At 65.5% G+C, this 19,354-nt stretch carries 18 protein-coding genes; 5 read left to right on the forward strand and 13 right to left on the reverse strand.

What is annotated here, in order from left to right; all coding sequences use genetic code 11:
- The first annotated feature begins 59 nt into the window (after window positions 1-59).
- Both CEY08_RS06300 and metC read left to right on the forward strand, forming a co-directional pair.
- On the forward strand, window positions 60-785 hold the full coding sequence (locus CEY08_RS06300) for a nitroreductase (RefSeq protein ID WP_076816960.1): 726 nt from the start codon (window positions 60-62) through the stop codon (window positions 783-785).
- Between the two features lie 82 nt (window positions 786-867).
- Window positions 868-2,061 (forward strand): cystathionine beta-lyase, encoded by a 1,194-nt coding sequence (gene metC, locus CEY08_RS06305; RefSeq protein WP_042795762.1) that lies wholly within the window; start codon window positions 868-870, stop codon window positions 2,059-2,061.
- A 22-nt stretch (window positions 2,062-2,083) separates the two neighbouring features.
- Here metC and CEY08_RS06310 read toward each other — a convergent pair whose 3' ends face one another.
- From CEY08_RS06310 to argS, 5 genes are all read right to left on the reverse strand, one after another.
- Complete coding sequence (locus CEY08_RS06310) at window positions 2,084-3,049, reverse strand: alpha/beta hydrolase (protein ID WP_076816962.1); 966 nt, start codon at window positions 3,047-3,049, stop codon at window positions 2,084-2,086.
- Entirely contained in the window at window positions 3,028-4,239 is a 1,212-nt protein-coding gene (locus CEY08_RS06315; protein ID WP_076816964.1) for an ABC transporter substrate-binding protein, read from the reverse strand. The genes CEY08_RS06310 and CEY08_RS06315 overlap by 22 nt, the downstream gene beginning before the upstream one ends.
- Window positions 4,240-4,375: 136 nt before the next feature.
- Window positions 4,376-5,005 (reverse strand): thiol:disulfide interchange protein DsbA/DsbL, encoded by a 630-nt coding sequence (locus CEY08_RS06320; RefSeq protein ID WP_042795759.1) that lies wholly within the window; start codon window positions 5,003-5,005, stop codon window positions 4,376-4,378.
- 81 nt (window positions 5,006-5,086) lie between these two features.
- Window positions 5,087-5,839, reverse strand: coding sequence for an SPOR domain-containing protein (locus tag CEY08_RS06325; RefSeq protein ID WP_076816966.1), 753 nt, complete (start codon window positions 5,837-5,839; stop codon window positions 5,087-5,089).
- Between the two features lie 9 nt (window positions 5,840-5,848).
- Window positions 5,849-7,546, reverse strand: coding sequence for an arginine--tRNA ligase (gene argS, locus CEY08_RS06330; protein ID WP_042795757.1), 1,698 nt, complete (start codon window positions 7,544-7,546; stop codon window positions 5,849-5,851).
- Between the two features lie 334 nt (window positions 7,547-7,880).
- Here argS and CEY08_RS06335 point away from each other — a divergent pair, with 334 nt between their 5' ends.
- Window positions 7,881-8,228: a DUF1840 domain-containing protein gene (locus tag CEY08_RS06335; protein ID WP_042795756.1), complete on the forward strand. Its 348-nt coding sequence runs from the start codon at window positions 7,881-7,883 to the stop codon at window positions 8,226-8,228.
- Between the two features lie 90 nt (window positions 8,229-8,318).
- Window positions 8,319-8,636, forward strand: coding sequence for a hypothetical protein (locus CEY08_RS06340; RefSeq protein ID WP_042795755.1), 318 nt, complete (start codon window positions 8,319-8,321; stop codon window positions 8,634-8,636).
- 76 nt (window positions 8,637-8,712) lie between these two features.
- On the opposite strand, the gene CEY08_RS06345 is transcribed toward CEY08_RS06340, so the two are convergent.
- From CEY08_RS06345 to CEY08_RS06370, 6 genes are all read right to left on the reverse strand, one after another.
- A complete protein-coding gene (locus tag CEY08_RS06345) occupies window positions 8,713-9,513 on the reverse strand; it encodes a carbohydrate ABC transporter permease (protein ID WP_042795754.1) in 801 nt (266 codons plus the stop codon).
- Window positions 9,510-10,385: a carbohydrate ABC transporter permease gene (locus CEY08_RS06350; RefSeq protein ID WP_063639187.1), complete on the reverse strand. Its 876-nt coding sequence runs from the start codon at window positions 10,383-10,385 to the stop codon at window positions 9,510-9,512. Before CEY08_RS06350 ends, CEY08_RS06345 begins: the two co-directional genes overlap by 4 nt.
- 16 nt (window positions 10,386-10,401) lie before the next feature.
- Window positions 10,402-11,697, reverse strand: coding sequence for an ABC transporter substrate-binding protein (locus CEY08_RS06355; protein ID WP_042795753.1), 1,296 nt, complete (start codon window positions 11,695-11,697; stop codon window positions 10,402-10,404).
- 27 nt (window positions 11,698-11,724) lie between these two features.
- Window positions 11,725-12,780 carry an ABC transporter ATP-binding protein gene (locus tag CEY08_RS06360; RefSeq protein ID WP_042795752.1) on the reverse strand — a complete coding sequence of 352 codons (1,056 nt, stop codon included), beginning with the start codon at window positions 12,778-12,780 and terminating at the stop codon, window positions 11,725-11,727.
- Between the two features lie 116 nt (window positions 12,781-12,896).
- Complete coding sequence (locus CEY08_RS06365; RefSeq protein ID WP_063639188.1) at window positions 12,897-13,694, reverse strand: phosphodiesterase; 798 nt, start codon at window positions 13,692-13,694, stop codon at window positions 12,897-12,899.
- 40 nt (window positions 13,695-13,734) lie between these two features.
- Window positions 13,735-14,748, reverse strand: a complete 1,014-nt coding sequence (locus CEY08_RS06370) for a LacI family DNA-binding transcriptional regulator (RefSeq protein WP_042795750.1) — start codon at window positions 14,746-14,748, stop codon at window positions 13,735-13,737.
- A 316-nt stretch (window positions 14,749-15,064) separates the two neighbouring features.
- Here CEY08_RS06370 and CEY08_RS06375 point away from each other — a divergent pair, with 316 nt between their 5' ends.
- On the forward strand, window positions 15,065-16,393 hold the full coding sequence (locus tag CEY08_RS06375; protein WP_042795749.1) for an amidase: 1,329 nt from the start codon (window positions 15,065-15,067) through the stop codon (window positions 16,391-16,393).
- 103 nt (window positions 16,394-16,496) lie between these two features.
- On the opposite strand, the gene leuA is transcribed toward CEY08_RS06375, so the two are convergent.
- Both leuA and CEY08_RS06385 read right to left on the reverse strand, forming a co-directional pair.
- Window positions 16,497-18,209: a 2-isopropylmalate synthase gene (gene leuA, locus CEY08_RS06380; RefSeq protein WP_042795748.1), complete on the reverse strand. Its 1,713-nt coding sequence runs from the start codon at window positions 18,207-18,209 to the stop codon at window positions 16,497-16,499.
- A 508-nt stretch (window positions 18,210-18,717) separates the two neighbouring features.
- On the reverse strand, window positions 18,718-19,347 hold the full coding sequence (locus CEY08_RS06385) for a hypothetical protein (RefSeq protein WP_042795747.1): 630 nt from the start codon (window positions 19,345-19,347) through the stop codon (window positions 18,718-18,720).
- Between the last annotated feature and the right edge of the window lie 7 nt (window positions 19,348-19,354).

Genomic DNA, 19,354 nt, shown 5'->3' on the forward strand with positions numbered 1-19,354 from the left:
TGCATGCGCATGCGTCCCCGGACGGGGCGCCTGCGAACCGACCAGGAGAGACAACCGCCATGCCCCCCACCGCCATGCCGCGATCCCCGGAACCCCAGCAGGACGGCGACGCGCGCCCCGATGCCGCGCTCGAAGCGTGGCTGCATGCGCGCCACAGTTGCCGCGCCTTCCTGCCCGAGCCGGTCGCGCGCGGCACCATCGAACGCATCCTGGCGCTGGCGCAGCGCGCCGCGTCCTGGTGCAATTGCCAGCCTTGGCAGGTAACGATCACCGAAGGCGCGGGCACGGAACGCTTGCGCGGCGCGTTGCAGCGCCGGGCGCAACAGTCCGGCTTCACTCCGGATTTCCCGTTTCCACGCGAATACCAGGGCGAATACCTGGCCCGCCGGCGTGAATCGGGCTTTCAGCTTTACGGCGCGGTCGGCGTGGCGCGCGGCGACCGCGAGGCATACCGCCGCCAGGAAATGCGCAATTTCCAGCTGTTTGACGCGCCGCACGTGGCCATCGTCACCACCGACGAGGCGCTGGGTGAGTACGGCGCCATGGATTGCGGCGGCTATGTGGCCAATTTCCTCCTGGCGGCCCAGGCCAACGGCGTGGCCACCATCGCCCAGGCGTCGCTGGCCATGTACCCGGAAGTCCTGCGCGAGGAACTCGGCATTGCGGCCGATCGCCGCGTGGTCTGCGGCATTTCCTTTGGTTATGCGGACACCGAGCACCCTGCCAACAGCTACCGCACCAGCCGGGCGCCGCAGTCCGAGACCGTTACCTGGGTCGGCGAGTAAGGACAGGCCGCGCCCGGCCTGATATGGTTCACCCTGATCGCTTCTATCCCGCTCCTGTCCATTCGCAAGCAGTCCTCTGAAGATGCCAAGCAAACACATCGATACGCTTCTGCAGCACGCAGGCACCGCCCCGTTCAATCCCGAAACCGGCACGGCGCCGGTGCCTCTGCCGCCCATGCGCGCCAGCACCGTGCGCTTCGAGAACCTTGCCGCGCTCGAAAAGGCCCAGCGCAGCAAGGCGGCAGGCGGACGCGCCTCTACCTACGGGCGCATGGGCATGGACACGCATGCCGCGCTGGAGCAGGTCTTTACCCAGCTCGAAGGCGGCACGCATTGCTATCTGGCGCCCTCGGGCCTGTCGGCCATGACCATGGTCATGCTGGCCCTTTGCTCGGCTGGCGACCACGCATTGATTTCGGACTGCGTATACGGCCCGATGCGCGAACTGGACGACGCGGTGCTCAAGCGCATGAACATCGAGATCACCTATTTCGCGGCCGGCGAAGACCTCGAAGAACTGGTGCGTCCGAATACCAAGCTGCTGTACGTGGAATCGCCGGGATCCCTGCTGTTCGAGATGCTGGACATGGGCGCCATGGCGGCCTTCGCGCAGAGCCACGGCCTGGTGCTGGCGACCGACAATACCTGGGGTTCGGGTTACATCTACCGACCGCTGACGCTGGGCGCGCAGGTGTCCGTCATCGCCGGCACCAAGTACGTGGGCGGGCACTCCGACCTGATGCTGGGCGCCGTCGTCACCAATGACGAACAGGTCGCCCGCAAGCTCAATCGCACGCAGTACGCCATGGGCTATTCCATCAGCGCGGACGACGCTTGGCTGGCCTTGCGCGGCGTGCGTACCATGCCCATCCGCATGGCGCAGCACGCGCGCCATGCCATGCAGGTGTGCGAATTCTTCAAAGGCCGCCCCGAGACGGTGCGCTTGTTCCATCCGGCCTGGCCGCAGGATCCGGGCCACGCGTTGTGGCAGCGCGATTGCACCGGCTCCAATGGCATGCTGTCGGTCGAACTGCGCTTGTCGCCGGCGGCCGCGCGCGTGTTCGTGGATTCGCTGACCCTGTTCGGCATCGGCTTTTCCTGGGGCGGCTACGAAAGCCTGGTGCAGCTGGTGTCGGGCAAGGACCTGGCCAAGCACCGCTACTGGGGCGAAGGCGACAACGCCCTGGTGCGCCTGCACATCGGCCTGGAATCCCCGGACGACATCATCGCGGACCTGACGCAGGCGCTGGAGAAGGCCGCGGCCGTCCAGGGCTGAGCCTCCGCCCGGCGCGGCGCGCTCAGGCCGCCGCGCCGCGTATCCAGGCGCCGATGCGGGCGGCGATATCGTCGCTGTTGTCGTCCATCATGGGCATGTGCGAATTGCCGGCAATGCCCATGTCCGCCAGACGCCATGTTTCCACGCGCGCGCCCTGCCGCGCCAGCTCGTCTGCATAGGCTTGGCCGGTGGCGCACAGCTTCTCCCAAAGCGGCGTTGCGTCCAGGTAGTCGCCATAGACAAACAGGAAGGGCTTGTCGGCCACGGCGCCAGCCGCCACCTCGGACGAGAAGCCCGACGGCTCGATGCCGATGACGCCGCGCACCAGATCGGGCCGTGCCTGCAGCGCGCGATAGGCGACCTCGCCACCGTGGCTGTGCGCCATTACCAGGCATGGTCCGACGCGTTCCAGCACCGCGCAGAATCCCCGTAATGCAGCATCGTTGTTGCCCAACCAGCGTGGCACCGCAAGGCGGATGAAGCTGTCGAACGCATCGATCGGAAAGCGCAGGCCCGCAAAGGGATGGCGCGCCGGGTAGTCCTCGGCGCGCCCGAAGCGGAACAGCGTCCAGCTTTCCTCGGCATTGCGGATGATGGGCGGCTCGGGCCAGACTTCCTTGAAAGGAGCCCAGCCCGCGCGCCCGCGCTCGACGTTGTCCACCACGTACACCGCATGCCCCTGGCGCAAGAAATGCTGCATCCAGCCGGGCCGGCCGTCGGGGGTCTGCTCCCACATTGCGCCCGTCATGCCGCCGCCATGCAGCAGCACGATGGGTAGCGGATGCGCCAGCCGGGCGGGGATGAAGTACTGCACGTAGGCTTGCTCGAAGTGATACAGGCCGTTCGGGTCATAGGCGAGCGACGCGCTTTGCGTGAACGCGATGTCGCGCACCGGGAGGCCGCCGATGCGCACCTGCCGGCCTCCCGCGTAGAAGCTGCCGAAGTCGGCCAGCGTCACCGGCTGCGTCATGGCTTGACCAGCGGGCATTGGCTTTCCGACAAGGGCCAGGCCAGCGTGGCGCCGGGAATGTTGCGTACGATGTTGTAGTAATCCCAGGGCGCCTTGGACTGCTCCGGCGTCTTCACCTGCGCCAGCATCATGTCGCGCACCACCAGGCCGTCTTCGCGGATGCGCGCATTCAGGCTGAAGGGGTCGTCGATGGGCAGCGACTTCATCTTTGCCATGACGGCATCGGCGTCCACCGTACCGGCGGCCTTTACGGCTTGCAGATAATGGCGCACCGAGCCGTAGACGCCGGCCTGCAAAAAGGTCGGCGGACGCCCCACGCGGGCCTCGAATTTCTTGGCGAACGCGCGCGTTCCTTCGTTCATGTCCCAGTAGGATGGAACGGTCAGGTAGGTCTTCTGCGCAGCCGACAGGCCCAGGCTGTGCACGTCGGTGATCAGCAGCAGCATGGCGGCCAGCTGCTGTGCGCCGCCGATGCCGAATTCCGCCGCCTGCTTGATGGCCGAAATCGTGTCGCCACCCGCATTGGCGATGGCGATGATCTGCGCCTTGGAGGCTTGCGCCTGCAGCAGGAAGGACGCGAAGTCGGATGCGTTCAGGGGATGGAAGACGGTGCCGACGACCTCGCCGCCATTGGCCTTGACCACGGTTTCGGTGTCGGCTGCCAATTGCTTGCCGAAAGCGTAGTCGGAGGCCAGGATGAACCAGCGCTTATTGCCCTCGTTGACTACTGCCGTCGCCGTGCCGCGCGATAGCGCGTACGTGGTGTAGGTCCATTGCACGCCATAGGGCGAGCACTGCGCCTGGGTCAGCGCGGTGGTGCCGGGGCTGGAGAACAGCACGATCTTTTTCTTTTCGCGTGCGATACCCTGCACCGCCAGCGCGACCGACGAGTTGGGCACGTCCACGATCACGTCCACGCCGTCGGTGTCGTACCACTTGCGGGCCATGCCGCTGCCGATGTCGGGCCGGTGCTGGTGATCGCCAGAGACCAGGGAAATGGGCTTGCCCAGCAGGGTGCCGCCCATTTCCTCGATGGCCAGGCGGGCGGCTTCGACAGAACCCTTGCCCGTGGCGTCGGCGGTGACGCCCGCCATGTCCGTGAGTACGCCGATCTTCACGCCATCGGCTTCATTGGCTTGGGCCAGGCTGGCGGCCACGGCCAGGCACAGGCTCAGCATCGCGCGGCTGCGCGGGAATCGCTGCTTCATTTGTCTTCCACCCATTGTGTGCCGCTGTCGCGGCGATTTGTTGTGGGGAAAGTGTAGCGCGGGCCCTGGCCGGGGCTCCAAATAAAAACGCCCCGGCCTGGCGGCTCGGGGCGTTGCGGATTCCGGTTGCAGCGTGTCAGTTGCGCGCCATCGGGATCAGGCGGCTCACTTCCTTGAGCGCGCCCTCGTAGCTGTTGCCGGCCATGACCGGCGAGGTCATGAACTTGCCGCCGACGGCAAACGACGGGGTGCCGTCGATGCGGTAGGCATCGGCCAGCTGGTTGGCGCGCTGTACCTGCGTCTGCACGCTGAACGAGTCGAAGACCGAGTCGAATTTCTCGCGGTCCACGCCCTGGGTCGCGATCCATTCGCCCATCGCCTTCTTGTCGAACAGGCGCTTGTGCTCGCCGTGGATGGCGGTGAAGACCTTGGCGTGCAGGTCGGGGCGGTCCAGGGCCAGCAGGGTGTAGTAGAGCTGCTGCAGCGGCTTCATGCCGGCGTTGAAGGCGATCGGCACTTGCTTGAGCACCACGTCCGGGGGCGCGGTCTTGGCCCAGTCCTCAACCATGGGTTCCATGGCGGCGCAGTGCGGGCAGGTGTAGGCAAAGAATTCCAGGACCTCGATCTTGCCCGGGGTATCCGACGGCAGGGGCGGATTGATGGGCACGAATTGCTGCGCGCCTTGCGCGTGGCTTGCCGGGCTGAAGAATGCCGTGGCGGTCAGCGCGGCCGCGGCCAGGATGCGGATTATCTTGGGGGACAGCATGGATGAGAGGTTCCTGAGTAAAAAGTTACAGACCGACCCAGGGCCGGATAAGTTCAATGCTCGTGTCCGTGGCGGCGCGCATTACTGGCGCACCACGGCGGTCTCGATCTTGTTTTCGCCCAGGCGGCCGCGGGCGCGATTCATGTCGTCCAGGCGCGCGAACGGCCCCACCCTGACCCGGTTGATGGGCTTGCCGTTCACTTCGGCTTTTTGCACGGCCACCGGCAGGCCCAGCAGGATGATGCGGGCCTTGAGGGATTCCGCATCGTTTTCACCCCGGAACGCGCCGGCCTGCAGGTAGTACGTGCCGTTGGCCGCGGACGCGGTGGCCGCCGGCTTGGGGGCAGGCGCGGGCGCCGCGGCGGGGGCGGACTTGGAGATCGGCGTAGGCGCCTGGCTGGGCGCGGCGGCAGGCGGCGCGGAGGCCACGGCAGGCGCCCTGGTGCTGGGCAGGGTAGCGATCAGCGCGCCCAGGTCGTCCAGTTTGGCGGGCGTGTCATCACCCTTGGAGACGGTGGGAGCCGTGGCCGGGCCGGTGCCTGCACCCGGCAGCGGCGCGGGCGCGGTGGCGGTCGGGCCGGTGGACGGGACGCCGGCGGCGCCAGCGCGGCCGTACAGGCCGGCATTGGGGTCCGGCGCCTGGCGCGGGTCGGGCAGCTTGCCGTTGTCGCCCTGGCGGCTGGCCCGGTCGACGAATGGCACGGGAGCCTTGGTGACGTAGAAGGCGACGACGGCGGCCACGATGAGGCCGAGGAGCAAGCCGGCCAGCGCGCCGTACAGGGTGCTGCCGCTTTCGCCGGAGGACCGGCGGGTGGTTTTGCGCTTGGTTGCCATGAACCGATGTTACATCCGCTCGGGCGCGGACACGCCCAACAGTTCCAGGCCGTTGGCCAGCACCTGGCGCGTGGTCGAGGCCAGGCGCAGACGCGCCAGCTTCAGGGCCGTGTCGTCGACCAGCACGCGTTCAGCGTTGTACCAGGCATGGAAATCCGAGGCGCAGTCGCGCAGCCAGAACGCGATATGGTGCGGCGACAGATCCTGCGCCGCCAGCGCCACGACGCTGGGGAATTCGGCCAGGCGCTGCATCAGCGCGAATTCGGTCGGCGCGGTCAGCAGCGCGGCATCGGCCTGGGCCACGTCGGCGGCCGGCATGGCGGCGTTGTTCACCACCGAGCAGATGCGGGCGTGCGCATACTGGATGTAATAGACGGGGTTCTCGTCGCTCTTGGACAGTGCCAGGTCCACGTCGAACACGAATTCCGTGTCGGCGCGGCGCTGGATCAGGAAGTAGCGCACCGCGTCGCGGCCCACCCAGTCGATCAGGTCGCGCATGGTCACATAGCTGCCGGCGCGCTTGGAGATCTTGACCTCTTCGCCGCCCCGCATGACTTTGACCATTTTGTGCAGCACGTAGGCGGGGTAGTCCTTGGGAATACCCTCTTCCAGCGCCTGCAGGCCGGCGCGCACGCGCGCCACGGTGCCGTGGTGGTCGCTGCCCTGGATGTTCACGGCGCGGTGAAAGCCCCGTTCCCATTTGGCCTTGTGATAGGCCACGTCAGGCACGAAGTAGGTGTAGCCGCCTTCGCTCTTCCTCATGACGCGATCTTTGTCGTCGCCCGTGCCCAGTTCGGTGGTGCGCAGCCACAGGGCGCCGCCTTCCTCGTAGGTATGGCCGCCGGCGATCAGCGCCTTGACGGTCGCTTCGACCCGGCCGGAGGTGTAGAGCGAGCTTTCCAGGTAGTAATTGTCGAACGCCAGGCCGAAGGCCTGCAGGTCCAGATCCTGCTCGCGGCGCAGATAGGCCACGGCGAAGACGCGGATGTCTTCGAGGTTGTCGACATCGCCCGTGGCGGTGACGGCCACGCCGTCGGACTGGATGGTCGCGCGGGCTTGGAAATCGCGCGCGATATCGGCGATGTAATCGCCCTTGTAACCGTCGGCGGGCCAGTCGGGGGAATCGGTCGTCAGGCCGCGGGCGCGGGCTTGCACGCTGATGGCCAGGTTCTGGATCTGGTTGCCGGCGTCGTTGTAATAGAACTCGCGCGTGACGTCCCAGCCGATGGCGTCGTACAGGCGGCAGATGGCGTCCCCAAGCGCAGCCTGGCGGGCGTGGCCCACGTGCAGCGGGCCGGTGGGATTGGCCGACACGAACTCGACCAGGATCTTCTCGCCGTTGCGCGGCGAGCGGCCGAAAGCGGCGCCCTGCTCGGCCACGGCGGCGATGACGGCCTGGCGCGCGGCGGGGGTGATGCGCAGATTGATGAAGCCAGGGCCGGCGATCTCGGCGGCCTCGATGAGGTCGACGGCGCCAGGCTGCGCCATCAAGGCGTCGACGATGGCCTGGGCCAGTTCACGCGGGTTGCGGCGGGCGGGCTTGGCCAGTTGCATGGCCACGTTGGTGGCGACGTCGCCGTGGGCGGCGACCTTGGGGCGCTCCAGAAGCACGTTGGCCCGGGCCGTATCGGCCTGGGCATCGGGCAGGCTTTGCGCGACGGCGGCCTGGATCAGGGAGATAAGCTGTTTTTGTTGCTCGAGGAGCATGGGCGTCTGGAGAAGTTCTGAGTTAGTGACGGACGCGCCCGCACAGGTCAAGCCTGTCGGGCGGAGCGGACAGGGGGCGGCATGGCCGGGCGGACCGCGCGTGCCGGATTCATGGCCGCGGATTCATGGCCGAGTCAGGCCCCGCTGTCACGGGAATCTCCTGAATGATAGCTTGATTTGGCCTTTGATCCGGCCCGGACCCAAGCCCGACGCCCGGCGCCGGCTGGTCTTGGGGACGGATCACGACGGCCGTCGGACCCGGTTCCCCAGGCCAGTTGGCAGCCCCCGGGTGTTGCGGTAGTGTATGTAAGTAATCAATGTGGGAGACTGGAATATGCTGATCACCTTTCATTCCAAGGTCGTGGCCGAGGTTCTGATGCTGACCGACCATGCTGGCGCGTTGCTGCAGGCGGCGGGCAAGTCGTTCAAGGACAAGATCCCGGAACGCGGCGTTTTCACCGTCGAGCAACTGGGGCCGGCCATCAGCGGCATCGAACGCGCGATCGAGGACTACCAGACCGCCCATGACGGCACCGAGGAAGAAGACGACGACAAGGCCCCGGCATCGCCCATGGCCCGCATGGTGGGCCTGAAGGAACGCGCCTTCCCCCTGCTGGACATGATGCGCCAATCCTTGGCGGCAAACGCTGAAGTCACCTGGGAGGTGTCGCGCGGCTGGTAAGCCGGCGAGCCCAATGTCGCCGGGCGGACAATCTGCCCGGTGTTTTTTGCCTACCCTACTCGGCTGACGCCACCCCCAAGGAATCACAACATGCGCAGCGATATCACCATCGTTTTCGACTCCCGCCGTTCGCTCGACCTCTCGGCCAGCGTCGAGCCCTCGCCGCAGCGCCAGAGCGACGCGCGCGACTGGTTCGACAGCGCCTGGGAAACGCTGGGTTGCGAGCCGTTGCGTCCCAGCGGCAAGGTCCTGCTGCTGGACAAGGTGCTGGGCGTGGCCGATGCCCTGGGCTACGAGACCCTCTCCTCCGACGAAAAGGAAGCCCGCGAGTTCGCGGAGCACCTGGCGCTGGCGCTGGAGCGCCCGCGCATTACCGTGGATCTGCCTGGGCTGACCGTAGGCTACTGAGCAACCAGGGCTCATTTCAAAAAAATACTGCCCCGGAAGGGGCAGTATTCATTTGGGCCGATCCCGTCCGTGCGTTCTAGCGGATGCCTGCGCGCATAAACGACTGCACAAACTGGCGCTGGAACAGCAGGAAGGCGATCAGGAGCGGCGCGGCCGACATCAGCGTGGCCGCGGTGATGACCGACCAGTCGATGCCCTGGTCGGTCGACGAGAACACCTGCAGCCCCACCGTCAACGGCCGCGATTCGACCGAATTGGTGATGATCAGCGGCCACAGGAAGTTGTTCCAATGGTGGCTGACCGACACCAGCCCGTAGGCCACGTATATCGGCTTGGCGAGCGGTACATACACCTTCCACAGGACCTGCAGGGCGTTGGCGCCTTCCATGCGGGCGGCCTCTTCCAGTTCGCGCGGCACCGTCTTGAAGGTCTGGCGCAGCAGGAAGATGCCGAAGGCCGACGCAAAGTACGGCAGGCCGATGGCGAACACGGTGTCGCGGATGCCCAGTTGGCTCATGGAGCGGTAGTTTTCCACCAGCAGCACGTCCGGCATGATCATCAGCTGCAGCAGCACCAGCATGAAGACGAAGTCGCGGCCGCGGAACTCGAAGCGCGCGAAGGCGTAGCCGGCCAGGGTCGACAGCACCAGTTGCGCCGCCAGCACCATGGTGACCAGCAGGAAGGTGTTGAGGAAATAGCGCGGGAACGGCGCCGCGTGCCAGGCGCGCACGAAGTTGTCCAGCGTCAGCGGCGCGAACAGGTCGAAGCGGGTCGCATAGGCGGGCGGATGGAACGCCGCCCACATGGCATAAGCCAGGGGCAGGATCCACAAGAGACCGAGCGCCCAGGCGCCCAGGGTATCGAGCTTGTCTTTCATTGATAGTGCGTCCTGCGGTCCAGCCAGCGGAACTTGATCAGCGCGGTCAGCGCCAGCACCACCAGCAACACGACGGTCAGCGTGGCGGCGTAAGCCGTGTCCCAGAAACTGAAACCCACCTGGTAGATGTAGTACAGCAGCAGCGTGCTGGCGTTATCGGGCCCGCCCCGCGTCATGACCACCACATGGTCCACCAGCCGGAATGCGTTGATCAGGGCGTTGATCAGCACAAAGAGCGTGGTGGGCATCAGCAGCGGCCACAGGATGCGGCGGAAATACTGCCAGCGCGATGCGCCCTCGAGCATCGCGGCCTCGCGTAGCGACGGCGATACCGTCTGCAGCGCAGCCAGGTAGAAGATCATGAAGAAGCCGGCTTCCTTCCAGACCGTCACCAGCATCAGCGCGGGCAATGCGGTCTCGCGGTTGCCCAGCCAGTTGGGGCCGGGCGAGCCGAACAGCTGCATCACCTGCGCAATCAGCCCGTACTGCGGCGTGTAGAAGAACAGCCAGATATTGGCCACCGCCACCATGGGCAGCACCGTGGGCGTGAAATAGGCCATGCGCAGGAAACCGCGTCCGCGCAGGTTGCGATTCACCCATAGCGCCATGATCAGCGCGATGCCGATCGAGGTGGGGATGGTGCCCAGCGCGAACCACAGGTTGTTCCATAGCGATTGCCAGAACACCGGGTCATCGCGCATGACGGCGTAGTTGTCCAGCCCCACGAAGCGCGCGGGGCGCGCGCCCTTGGGGGTGGAGAAAAAGCTGTGCCATAGCGTCGCCACCGCCGGGTAATGCGTGAAGGCGGCGAGCAGCACGATGGCTGGCAGCAACAGCAGCCAGCCATAAAGCGCGTTTAAAGAGCGGCTCATCGTGCTTACGGCCTGTTTACTTGTAGGGACGCAGTATGCGATCGGCCTCGCGTTGCGCGTCGGTCAGGGCCTGCTGCGGCGTCTTGGAACCGGTCAGGGCGGCTTGCAGGGCGTCGTTCAGGGTCTTGGTGACGCGCTGGTTTTCATGCGTGGAGAACTCCGCCACGCTGACTTCCAGCTGGTCGCGCGCGACCGCGGCGGCCGGTACTTCCTGCGCGTACTTCTTCATCTTTTCGGTCTGCCAGGCGGCCGGGGTCACGGCCACGTAACCGGTGGCGATGCTCCAGTCCGCGGCGCGCTCGGGCGTGGTGACCCATTGCGCGAACTTCAGCGCGGCCTGCTGCTGCGCCGGCGTGCCGCTCTTGAAGATGTAGAAGTTGCCGCCGCCGGTGGGGCTGCCGCCGCGCTTTTGCTGCGGCATCATTGCCACGCCGAAGGGGAAGTCGGCGTTCTTGCGGATGTTGGTCAGGTTGCCGGTCGTGGTCCAGACGATGGCGGCCTTCTTTTCCAGGAAGTCCTTGGGCGTGGTGCCCCAATCGATGGTGCCGGTCGGCATGATCTTGTGTTTGGCGGACAGGTCGCGCCAGAACTGCGCGGCTTCCACCACGGCCGGCTTGTCCAGGTAGACCTCGTTGCCGGCTTCGTTCATCAGGATCGCGCCGTTCGGAGTGGTCAGCGCCTGGAACAGCCAATAGGCGAACGCGCCGCCCGACGGAATCTCGATGCCCCATTGCGTCGTGTTGCCGGAAGCATCCTGCTTGGTCAGCTTCTTGCCATAGTCGACCAGTTCGGCCCAGGTCGCCGGCGCGCGTTCGGGATCCAGCCCGGCGGCCTTGAACAGGTCCTTGTTGTAGTACATGACGATGGTCGAACGCTGGAACGGCACGCCCCAGGTGTGGCCGCCGGTACGGCTGTTCTGCATGAAGGCGTCATAGAAGCCGCCCAGCCACTTCTTATCGGCGTCGCTCTTGGCCAGGCTGTCGATCGGAACGATGGCGTCCTCGTCGATCAGCGTGAACATGTCGGTGGACAGCAGCACCGCCAGCTGCGGCGGCGTGCCGCCCTTGAGCGCGGTCAGCGCCTTGGCGATGGAGTCCTGGTAGGAGCCGGCGTAGATCGGCTTGATCTTGATGTCCGGATTTTCCTTGTGGAAATCCGCCACCATGTCGTCGACGATCTTGGTGATCGGGCCGCCGACCGCAACGGGGTAGTAGAACTCCACTTCGACGGGCTTATTCTGCGCCTGCGCGGGCAGCGACAGGCAGGCGGCGGCCAGGCTGGCGGCCAGGGTTTTCAGTACGGTACGACGCATGTTGGTTTCCTTTCCTGTGTACGGGCCCTAGCGGCCGGCGGAGTTGATGACCGCCGTGTCGGCGGCAAAGAAGTGCTGCTGGCTGTCTTGCCAGGACAGTCCCAGTGTTTCGCCCACGCTGGCGCGCAGATGGCCGCCCACGCGCACGGCCACGCCGCGGGTGTCGCCGACGCGGCACACCAGAATGGAATCGGCGCCGAAGTACTCCACGCTTTCCACGGTGGCGGGAATGCCGTTGGCGTCGATACGGATGTGTTCGGGGCGCACGCCCAGTTTCACGGCGCCTGTGGGGGCGCCAGAGATGGCGGGGCTTTGTGTGCCCGCGATGACCATGGCGCCCTGCGCAGGGGCCAGGCCGATCAGGTTCATGGGAGGCGTGCCGATGAAGCGCGCGGCGAATTCGGTGGCGGGACGCGCATACAGGCCGTCAGGCGTGTCGTGCTGCTCGATCTTGCCACCACGCAGCAGCACCACCTGGTCGGCCATGCTCATCGCTTCGGTCTGGTCGTGCGTCACGTAGACCATGGTGATGCCCAGGTCCTGCTGCAACGCGCGGATTTCGCGGCGCATTTCATGGCGCAGCTGCGCGTCCAGGTTGGACAGCGGCTCGTCCATCAGGCAGACCGGCGCTTCGGAAATCACGGCGCGGCCCAGCGCCACGCGCTGTTGCTGTCCGCCCGACAACTGCGAGGGCTTGCGGTCAAGCAGGTGATTCAGGCCCAGCAGGCCCGCCACGCGCTGCAGGCGGCGGTCGTAATCGCGCGCCGGCTCCTTGCGCACCTTGAGCCCGAACAGGATGTTCTCGCGTACGGACAAGTGCGGAAACAGGGCGTACGACTGGAACACCATCGAGATGCGCCGTTTGGCGGGCGGCAGCTGGGTGACGTCGCGGTCGCCGATGCGTATGGTGCCGGAGGTCGGCGTGTCCAGTCCGGCAATCATGCGCAAGGTGGTGGATTTTCCGCAGCCCGACGGTCCCAGCAGGACCGTGAAGCTGCCGGCGGGAACCGTAAAGCTCACTCCGTGGATCGCGGCGGCGTTGCCGTACTGTTTGGTGAGGTTATCCAGGACGATGGATGACATGCTGTCTCGAAGATCTAATAGTTAGATCCGCATTGTTGCCTGTTATGAAAACCTTTTCATTGTGCAGCGCAAACATGACGGATGTATGGCAAGGCAAACTTTCGTAGTCTATGGCCTCAGGCGAAAGGATATGGGCCGGGGTATTCCCCAATGACCGCATGATGCGTGACCAGGTTCTTGCCCTGCCACCAGTGCAGCTGATAGCCCGGCGGTTCCATGATGTATTGCAGCGTCGGGCGCGGTCCCAGCTCCAGCGCGAGCTGATGCGCAGTACCCGGACAGGTGGATGCGATCGTGCCGCCGAAGCGCTGGAATATCGTGCGGTGCAGGTGGCCGCAAAGAACGCGCTCCACGTTGGGAAACCGCGCCACGATGCGTTCGAGTTCAGGCGCGCCCGCCAGCAGGCCGATGGCGTCCATGTGCTCGATGCCGGTCAGGAACGGCGGGTGGTGCATCAAGACCAACGTAGGGCGCTCAGGTTGTTCCGCCAGGCGGGCGGCCAGCCAGTCCAGGCGGTCCTGGCAGAGCTCGCCATGGCTCTTCATGGGCACCACGGTGTCCAAGGCCAGCATGCGCAGCGGATAGGTTTCTATGGCGTACTGGATAAACGGTCCTTCCCCTTGCAGATAACCATGGTCAGGGAAGGCAGCGCGCAACTGGGCGCGGTCATCGTGGTTGCCGGGCAGCAGGAAATAGGGAATCTCCAGCGCTTGCAGGTGGTCCCGCAATGCCTGGTATTCGTGCGGACGGCCCAGGTCCGTCAGGTCGCCTGTGATCAACACGCAGTCGGGCCGCGGCGTCAAGGCGTTGAGCGCGCGCACTGCCGGCGCCAGGAAGGCCGCGGGATCGATGATGCCGTAGGCCTTGTCGCCAGGGGTGCGCATATGCAGGTCGGTGATTTGTGCGATGAGCATGACGCGTAGACAAGAAAAATGGTTGTTGTAGGGATATGCCTTAACGGCGCACCGGCGCGGCGGTGCCGCCGACGACGATGCAATGCGGCAGGCGGTCCGAGTGTGGGGGCTGGCCTTGTATCTGCGCCAGCAAATTCGAGCAAGCCGTTTCCCCGATGCCGTCGCTGGGTTGGGCCACGGTGGTCAGGGGCGGGGTGAGCAAGGCGCCGAAGCGCATGCCGTCGAATCCGCATACCGAGATATCGGCGGGCACGGAAAGCCCCAGACCCACCAGGTCGGCGATGACTGCGGTTGCCAGCAGATCGTTGGAGCAGAACAGGGCGGTGGGCGCCTGCTTGCCGCGCAGCGCGGCCTTTAGGGCCTCCAGGTCGCTGCCTGTGTGCGAACTCATGGAAATGTGCTGGATGTCATCCAGGCCCAGCCGCTTGGCGCAGGCACGCGCGCCGGTCAAGCGGCGGCGGGCGCGATCCGATGCGGTCAGCGGGCCTGTCACCAGGGCGATGCGGCGGTGGCCCAGCGCGGCCAGATGGGCCACCATGTCGCTGGCGGCCGCGCGATTGTCGACGGACGCAAAGGGATGGGCGCCGGACTCGTTGTAGACCAGCACGTAGGGAATGCCGGCGTGGTCCAGGTCGTCCAGCGTGGCGCTTTTGGCGGCGTCCGCGACCGTCAGGATCAGGCCATCCACCTGGTGGTCCATCAGGCCCTGGACCGCCGCGGATTCCACCGCGGGATCGTAGCCGGTGGCGGTCAGCATGACGCTATAGCCCGATTCCCGCGCGCGCCGCTCCGCGCCTTCGAAGCATTCAGCGAACACGGGATTGGACAGCGTGGGCAGTATCAGGCCGATGGTGCGCGTGCTGCCCGAGCGCAGGCTGCGGCCCACGCGATTGGGTCGGAAGCCCGCGCGCTTTGCCACGTTGCGGATGTGCGCGAGTGTGTCGGGATGCACGATCTCGGGCTGGTTGAACGCGCGCGAAACCGTCGCCGGGGAAACCCCGGCCTTGCGGGCCACTTCAATAATGGAAAAGCGGGGCGACGAGCGCGAAGCCATGGCAGGATTGCTGTCGGGTTTCGTGAAAACGATTTCATCTTACTCGACAAATATGACCTTTGTGTTGCACGGGTTTGCGCTATGCTGATACCGACGCAACAATAAATCGCCATGGCGCGGCACGCGTTTTTTCCCGGGAAAATGCGGATTTTTTGGTGTTTTTCCTAATTGACGCGACGCGCACAGTGGCAGGAGTCGGTCCAACCGGACTGCGCGGCAATATGCCGCGCATAACGGCGGATCCTCGGTCAAAGGGGACCGGGTGCGTATTTTGCTGCCGTGCAAGACGCGCGGTACCGGTAAAGAGGAAAGGACCATGTCTACTGCCTTGAACAGACTTGGCGCGCTGGAAGCCGCGCGCAAGCTGCAACGGCGCGAACTGACCGCGGAGCAGCTGGTGCGCGCCTGCTTTGCGCGCATCGAGCAACGCGAAAGCACCATCCATGCCTGGACCGCGCTGCAAAAGCAGGCCGCGCTGGATCGCGCGCAGGAACTGGATCGCGGCGCACTGCGTGGCGTGCTGCATGGCCTGCCCATGGGCGTGAAGGACCTGTTCGACACCGTCGACCTGCCCACGCGTTACGGCTCGCCCATCTATGAACGCCACCATCCGGGCCTGGACGCGGCCTCGGTGGCGCTGTGCCGCGGCGCAGGCGCGATCGTCGTCGGCAAGACCGTGACGACCGAATTCGCCACTTATCAGGCGGGCCCCACGCGCAACCCGCGCAACGAAGCCTACTCGCCCGGCGGCTCGTCCAGCGGCTCGGCCGCGGCGGTGGCCGACGACATGGTGCCCTTCGCGTTGGGCACGCAGACCGCGGCTTCCATCATCCGGCCCGCTTCCTATTGCGGCATCGTGGGCTTCAAACCCACCTTCGGCAGTATTTCGCGCGCGGGCGTCAAAAGCCTGGCCGAGTCCCTGGACACCATCGGCGGTTTTGCCCGTTCGGTGCCGGACGTGGCGTTGTTCGCTTCGGTACTGATGCGCGATCCCCGCATGCTGGACCTCGCATACGACGGCAAGCCGCGCATCGGCATGTACCGCAGCCTGCAATGGCGGCATGCATTGCCCGAAACCAAAGAGGCCTACGCACAGGCCGCGGCCATTCTGTCGCGCGCCGGCGCCGTGGTCGAAGAATTGCCGCTGCCGCCCGAGCACTGCGTTCTGGTGCAGCTGCATGCGGATATCATGGCGTTCGAAGCGTCGCAGGCCCTGGCCTATGAACGTCTGGAGCATGCGGCGCAGCTCAGCCCCAAGATCCAGGCCATCCTGGAAGCGGGCTCGCGGATTACGTCGGAAGAGCACCAGAAAAACCTGATGCGCGTTGCCGAATCCCGCGCGCGCGTGGATGCCTGGTTCGACAAATACGATGTGCTGTTGGCGCCGAGTGCGAGCGGCGAGGCGCCGTTTGCCGACCTGGGCACGGGCGATCCGCAGTTCTCGCGTGCCTGGACGGTATTCGGCCATCCCAGTCTGAGCCTGCCGTTCGCCACTGGCCCGCAAGGCCTGCCTGTCGGGCTGCAACTGGTCGGCGCGCGCTACAGCGACCATCGGACGCTGGCGCTGGCGGCATGGGTCCATCAGCGGCTGCTGGCGGCCACCGCGCCGGATATCGGCGCCTCCGACATCTGGCCGCGCGGCTGAGCGTCGGCCGTCCGCGCGCGGGCGTGGACTGCGCTTGCGCGGCACGCGCCCAAAGAAAAAAGCCAGCCCGATAAGGCTGGCTTTTTTAACGCCGGGTTGCAGATCACGCGGTCTCAGCGGTTTCTTGCTCGGTTGCGGTCACCGCGCCGGCATTGATGTGGCGGTTCACGGCGCTCAGCACGGCCTGGAACGAGGCCGTCACGATGTCGCGGTCGATGCCCACGCCGAAGCCGGTGCTCGATTCGCCGACACGCAGTTCCACATAGGATGCGGCGCGGGTGTCGGTGCCGGTGCCGATGGCATGCTCGTGGTAGTCCATGATGCGCACGGGCACGTCCAGCGCTGCCACGAAGGCCGAGATGGCGCCGTCGCCCTTGCCCGTCACGATGCGGCGTTCACCGTTGTATTCCAGTTCGGCTTCGATGCTGAAGTGCTGGCCCTCGCCGGCAGCCGGATTGCCGTCGATGCGGTGGCGCACCAGCTTCCAGGGCGACTTCTGTTCGAGGTATTCGCGGTTGAAGATCGTGTGCACGTCGTCGGCGGTGACTTCGCGGCCGGTCTCGTCCGTGACGCGCTGGATGGCGCGGCTGAACTCGATCTGCAGGCGGCGCGGCAACACCAGGCCATGTTCCTGCTCGAGCAGGTACGACACGCCGCCCTTGCCCGATTGGCTGTTCACGCGGATGACGGCATCGTAGCTGCGGCCGAGGTCGGCGGGATCGATGGGCAGGTACGGCACTTCCCAGACGGCGTCGGCCTTCTGTTGGGCAAAGCCCTTCTTGATCGCGTCCTGATGCGAGCCCGAGAATGCGGTAAACACCAAGTCGCCCGCATACGGATGGCGCGGGTGGACCGGCAATTGGTTGCAGTATTCGGCGCAGCGGCGCACTTCATCGATGTCCGAGAAGTCCAGTTCCGGATGCACGCCTTGGGTGTAGAGGTTCAAGGCCAGCGTGACGAGGTCGACGTTGCCGGTGCGTTCGCCGCTGCCGAAGAGGCAGCCTTCGATGCGGTCGGCGCCAGCCATCACGGCGAATTCAGCGGCGGCCACGGCGGTGCCGCGGTCATTGTGCGGGTGCACGCTGAGTACGATGCTGTCCCGTCGCGCCAGATTCTTGTGCATCCATTCGATCTGGTCAGCGTACAGATTGGGGCTGGTGGCTTCGATGGTGGCGGGCAGGTTCAACACCATCTTGCACTCGGGCGTGGGCTGCCATACGTCGGCCACTGCGTTGGAGACTTCCAGCGCGAATTCGGGTTCGGTCGTGCTGAAGACTTCGGGCGAGTACTGGTAGCGCCATTGCGTTTCCGGATGCTGCGCCATGTACTGCTTCACCAGGCGCGTGCCGGTGGTGGCGATGTTCTTGATTTCGTCCTTGCTCATGTTGAACACGACCTTGCGGAACGCCGGCGCGCAGGCGTTGTACAAGTGGACGATGGCTTGCTTGGCACCCGCGGCGGATTCCACCGTGCGGCTGATCAGGTCTTCGCGCGACTGGGTCAGCACGATGATGGTGACGTCGTCCGGGATGCGCTTTTCATCGATGAGCTTGCGCACGAAATCGAAGTCGGTCTGGGAGGCCGAGGGGAAACCCACTTCGATTTCCTTGAAGCCGATCTTCACCAACTGCTCGAAGAAGCGGAGCTTGCGCTCGACGCTCATCGGTTCGATCAAGGCCTGGTTGCCGTCACGCAGGTCCGTGCTCATCCAGATCGGCGCCTTGGTGATGCGGCGGCTGGGCCAGGTGCGTTCGGAGTAGTCGCGGGTAAAGGGCGCGAAGGGGACGTATTTGGTAGCGGGGTTGGCAAGCATCATTACTACACCTCGATCGGTTTCTTTTGAATCCCGGGAGTACTACCCTCGGCGGCTGCGCGACCGGATGGCGGTCTTGTGCCAGGATTTGCCGTGATTGACCGGCAGGATTCAGAGATAAAAGGGGGAAATCGCGTGTGGCAAGCGTGGCTGCCGAGCTACCACGGGGACACTAGGCCCGGCAACCGATCGGTAGGTATAGCGATAGCGCGATGGCGGAGGAACGAGCGCGCAGGCCGGCGACCGGAGCGTCGAAGCGTCCGGTGGCAATCGCGAAGGGGGTGCGGTGAGCGGCCATAGGTTGCTAGTCAAACATATTTTTGCCGCAAGCGCAACTGAATGCTCTTTTGTGTGGGGGTGAGATACAGGCTGCAGGTAGGCCATTTCGCTGAAGAAAATTCAGCAAAAACGGGGTTGGATAGTCTTCGGCTTACGCGTCGCTATGGGGGCAAGGGACCAAAACAAACAGGCCGCCCGTGGGCGGCCTGGTTTGGGAGGCGGGAGGACGAACTTACCGGGCTGGACCGATGCGCGGTTCCACATAACGTTCGGTGCGGCCTTCAGTGCGCGCTTCGCGGCGGACTTCGTCGCGAGGATCACGCGGCGCGCGGTCGGACAATTCCAGGATGCGGGCCTGTTCCGCAACCATAGCGATCTTGCCGGCGCGATTGTGGCGAATTTCAGACAGGGCGCGGCGCAGATCGCCCACCGTAAAGGGTTCCTGGCGGTCGCCCCACGTCCAGCGCAGCACGCCCAGGGTCTCCTCGGACAGGTTGGGCGCCAGGTCCGCCAGCACGCTGGTTTCGACCGGCGTGGCGCTGCCGGAAGCCAGGCTGGCGGACAGCCAGGCGCGCAGCGTGAAGAACACGATCAGGGTCCAGATGCCGGCCACCACCCACCAAATATAGGGGTTGACCTTCTGCACCATGTCCATGGTCGGCTGGCCCAGGGAATGCAGGAACTCGTAGTTCACGGTGCGTCCGAAATTCAGTATCCAGTTGGCGGCCAGATACCAGACGACCAGGGCGACGGCGATGACAATCGCACGCAGTATGAGTCGAGGAAGCGCCAGTTTGAGCAGGGTCTGGCCGATCAGGCGGCAGTCCTGGCGGACGCTTGCGGGCGAAGTCAGATTCATCATGCAAAAT

The organism is Achromobacter insolitus (assembly GCF_002209555.1).
Lineage (GTDB): Bacteria > Pseudomonadota > Gammaproteobacteria > Burkholderiales > Burkholderiaceae_B > Achromobacter > Achromobacter insolitus.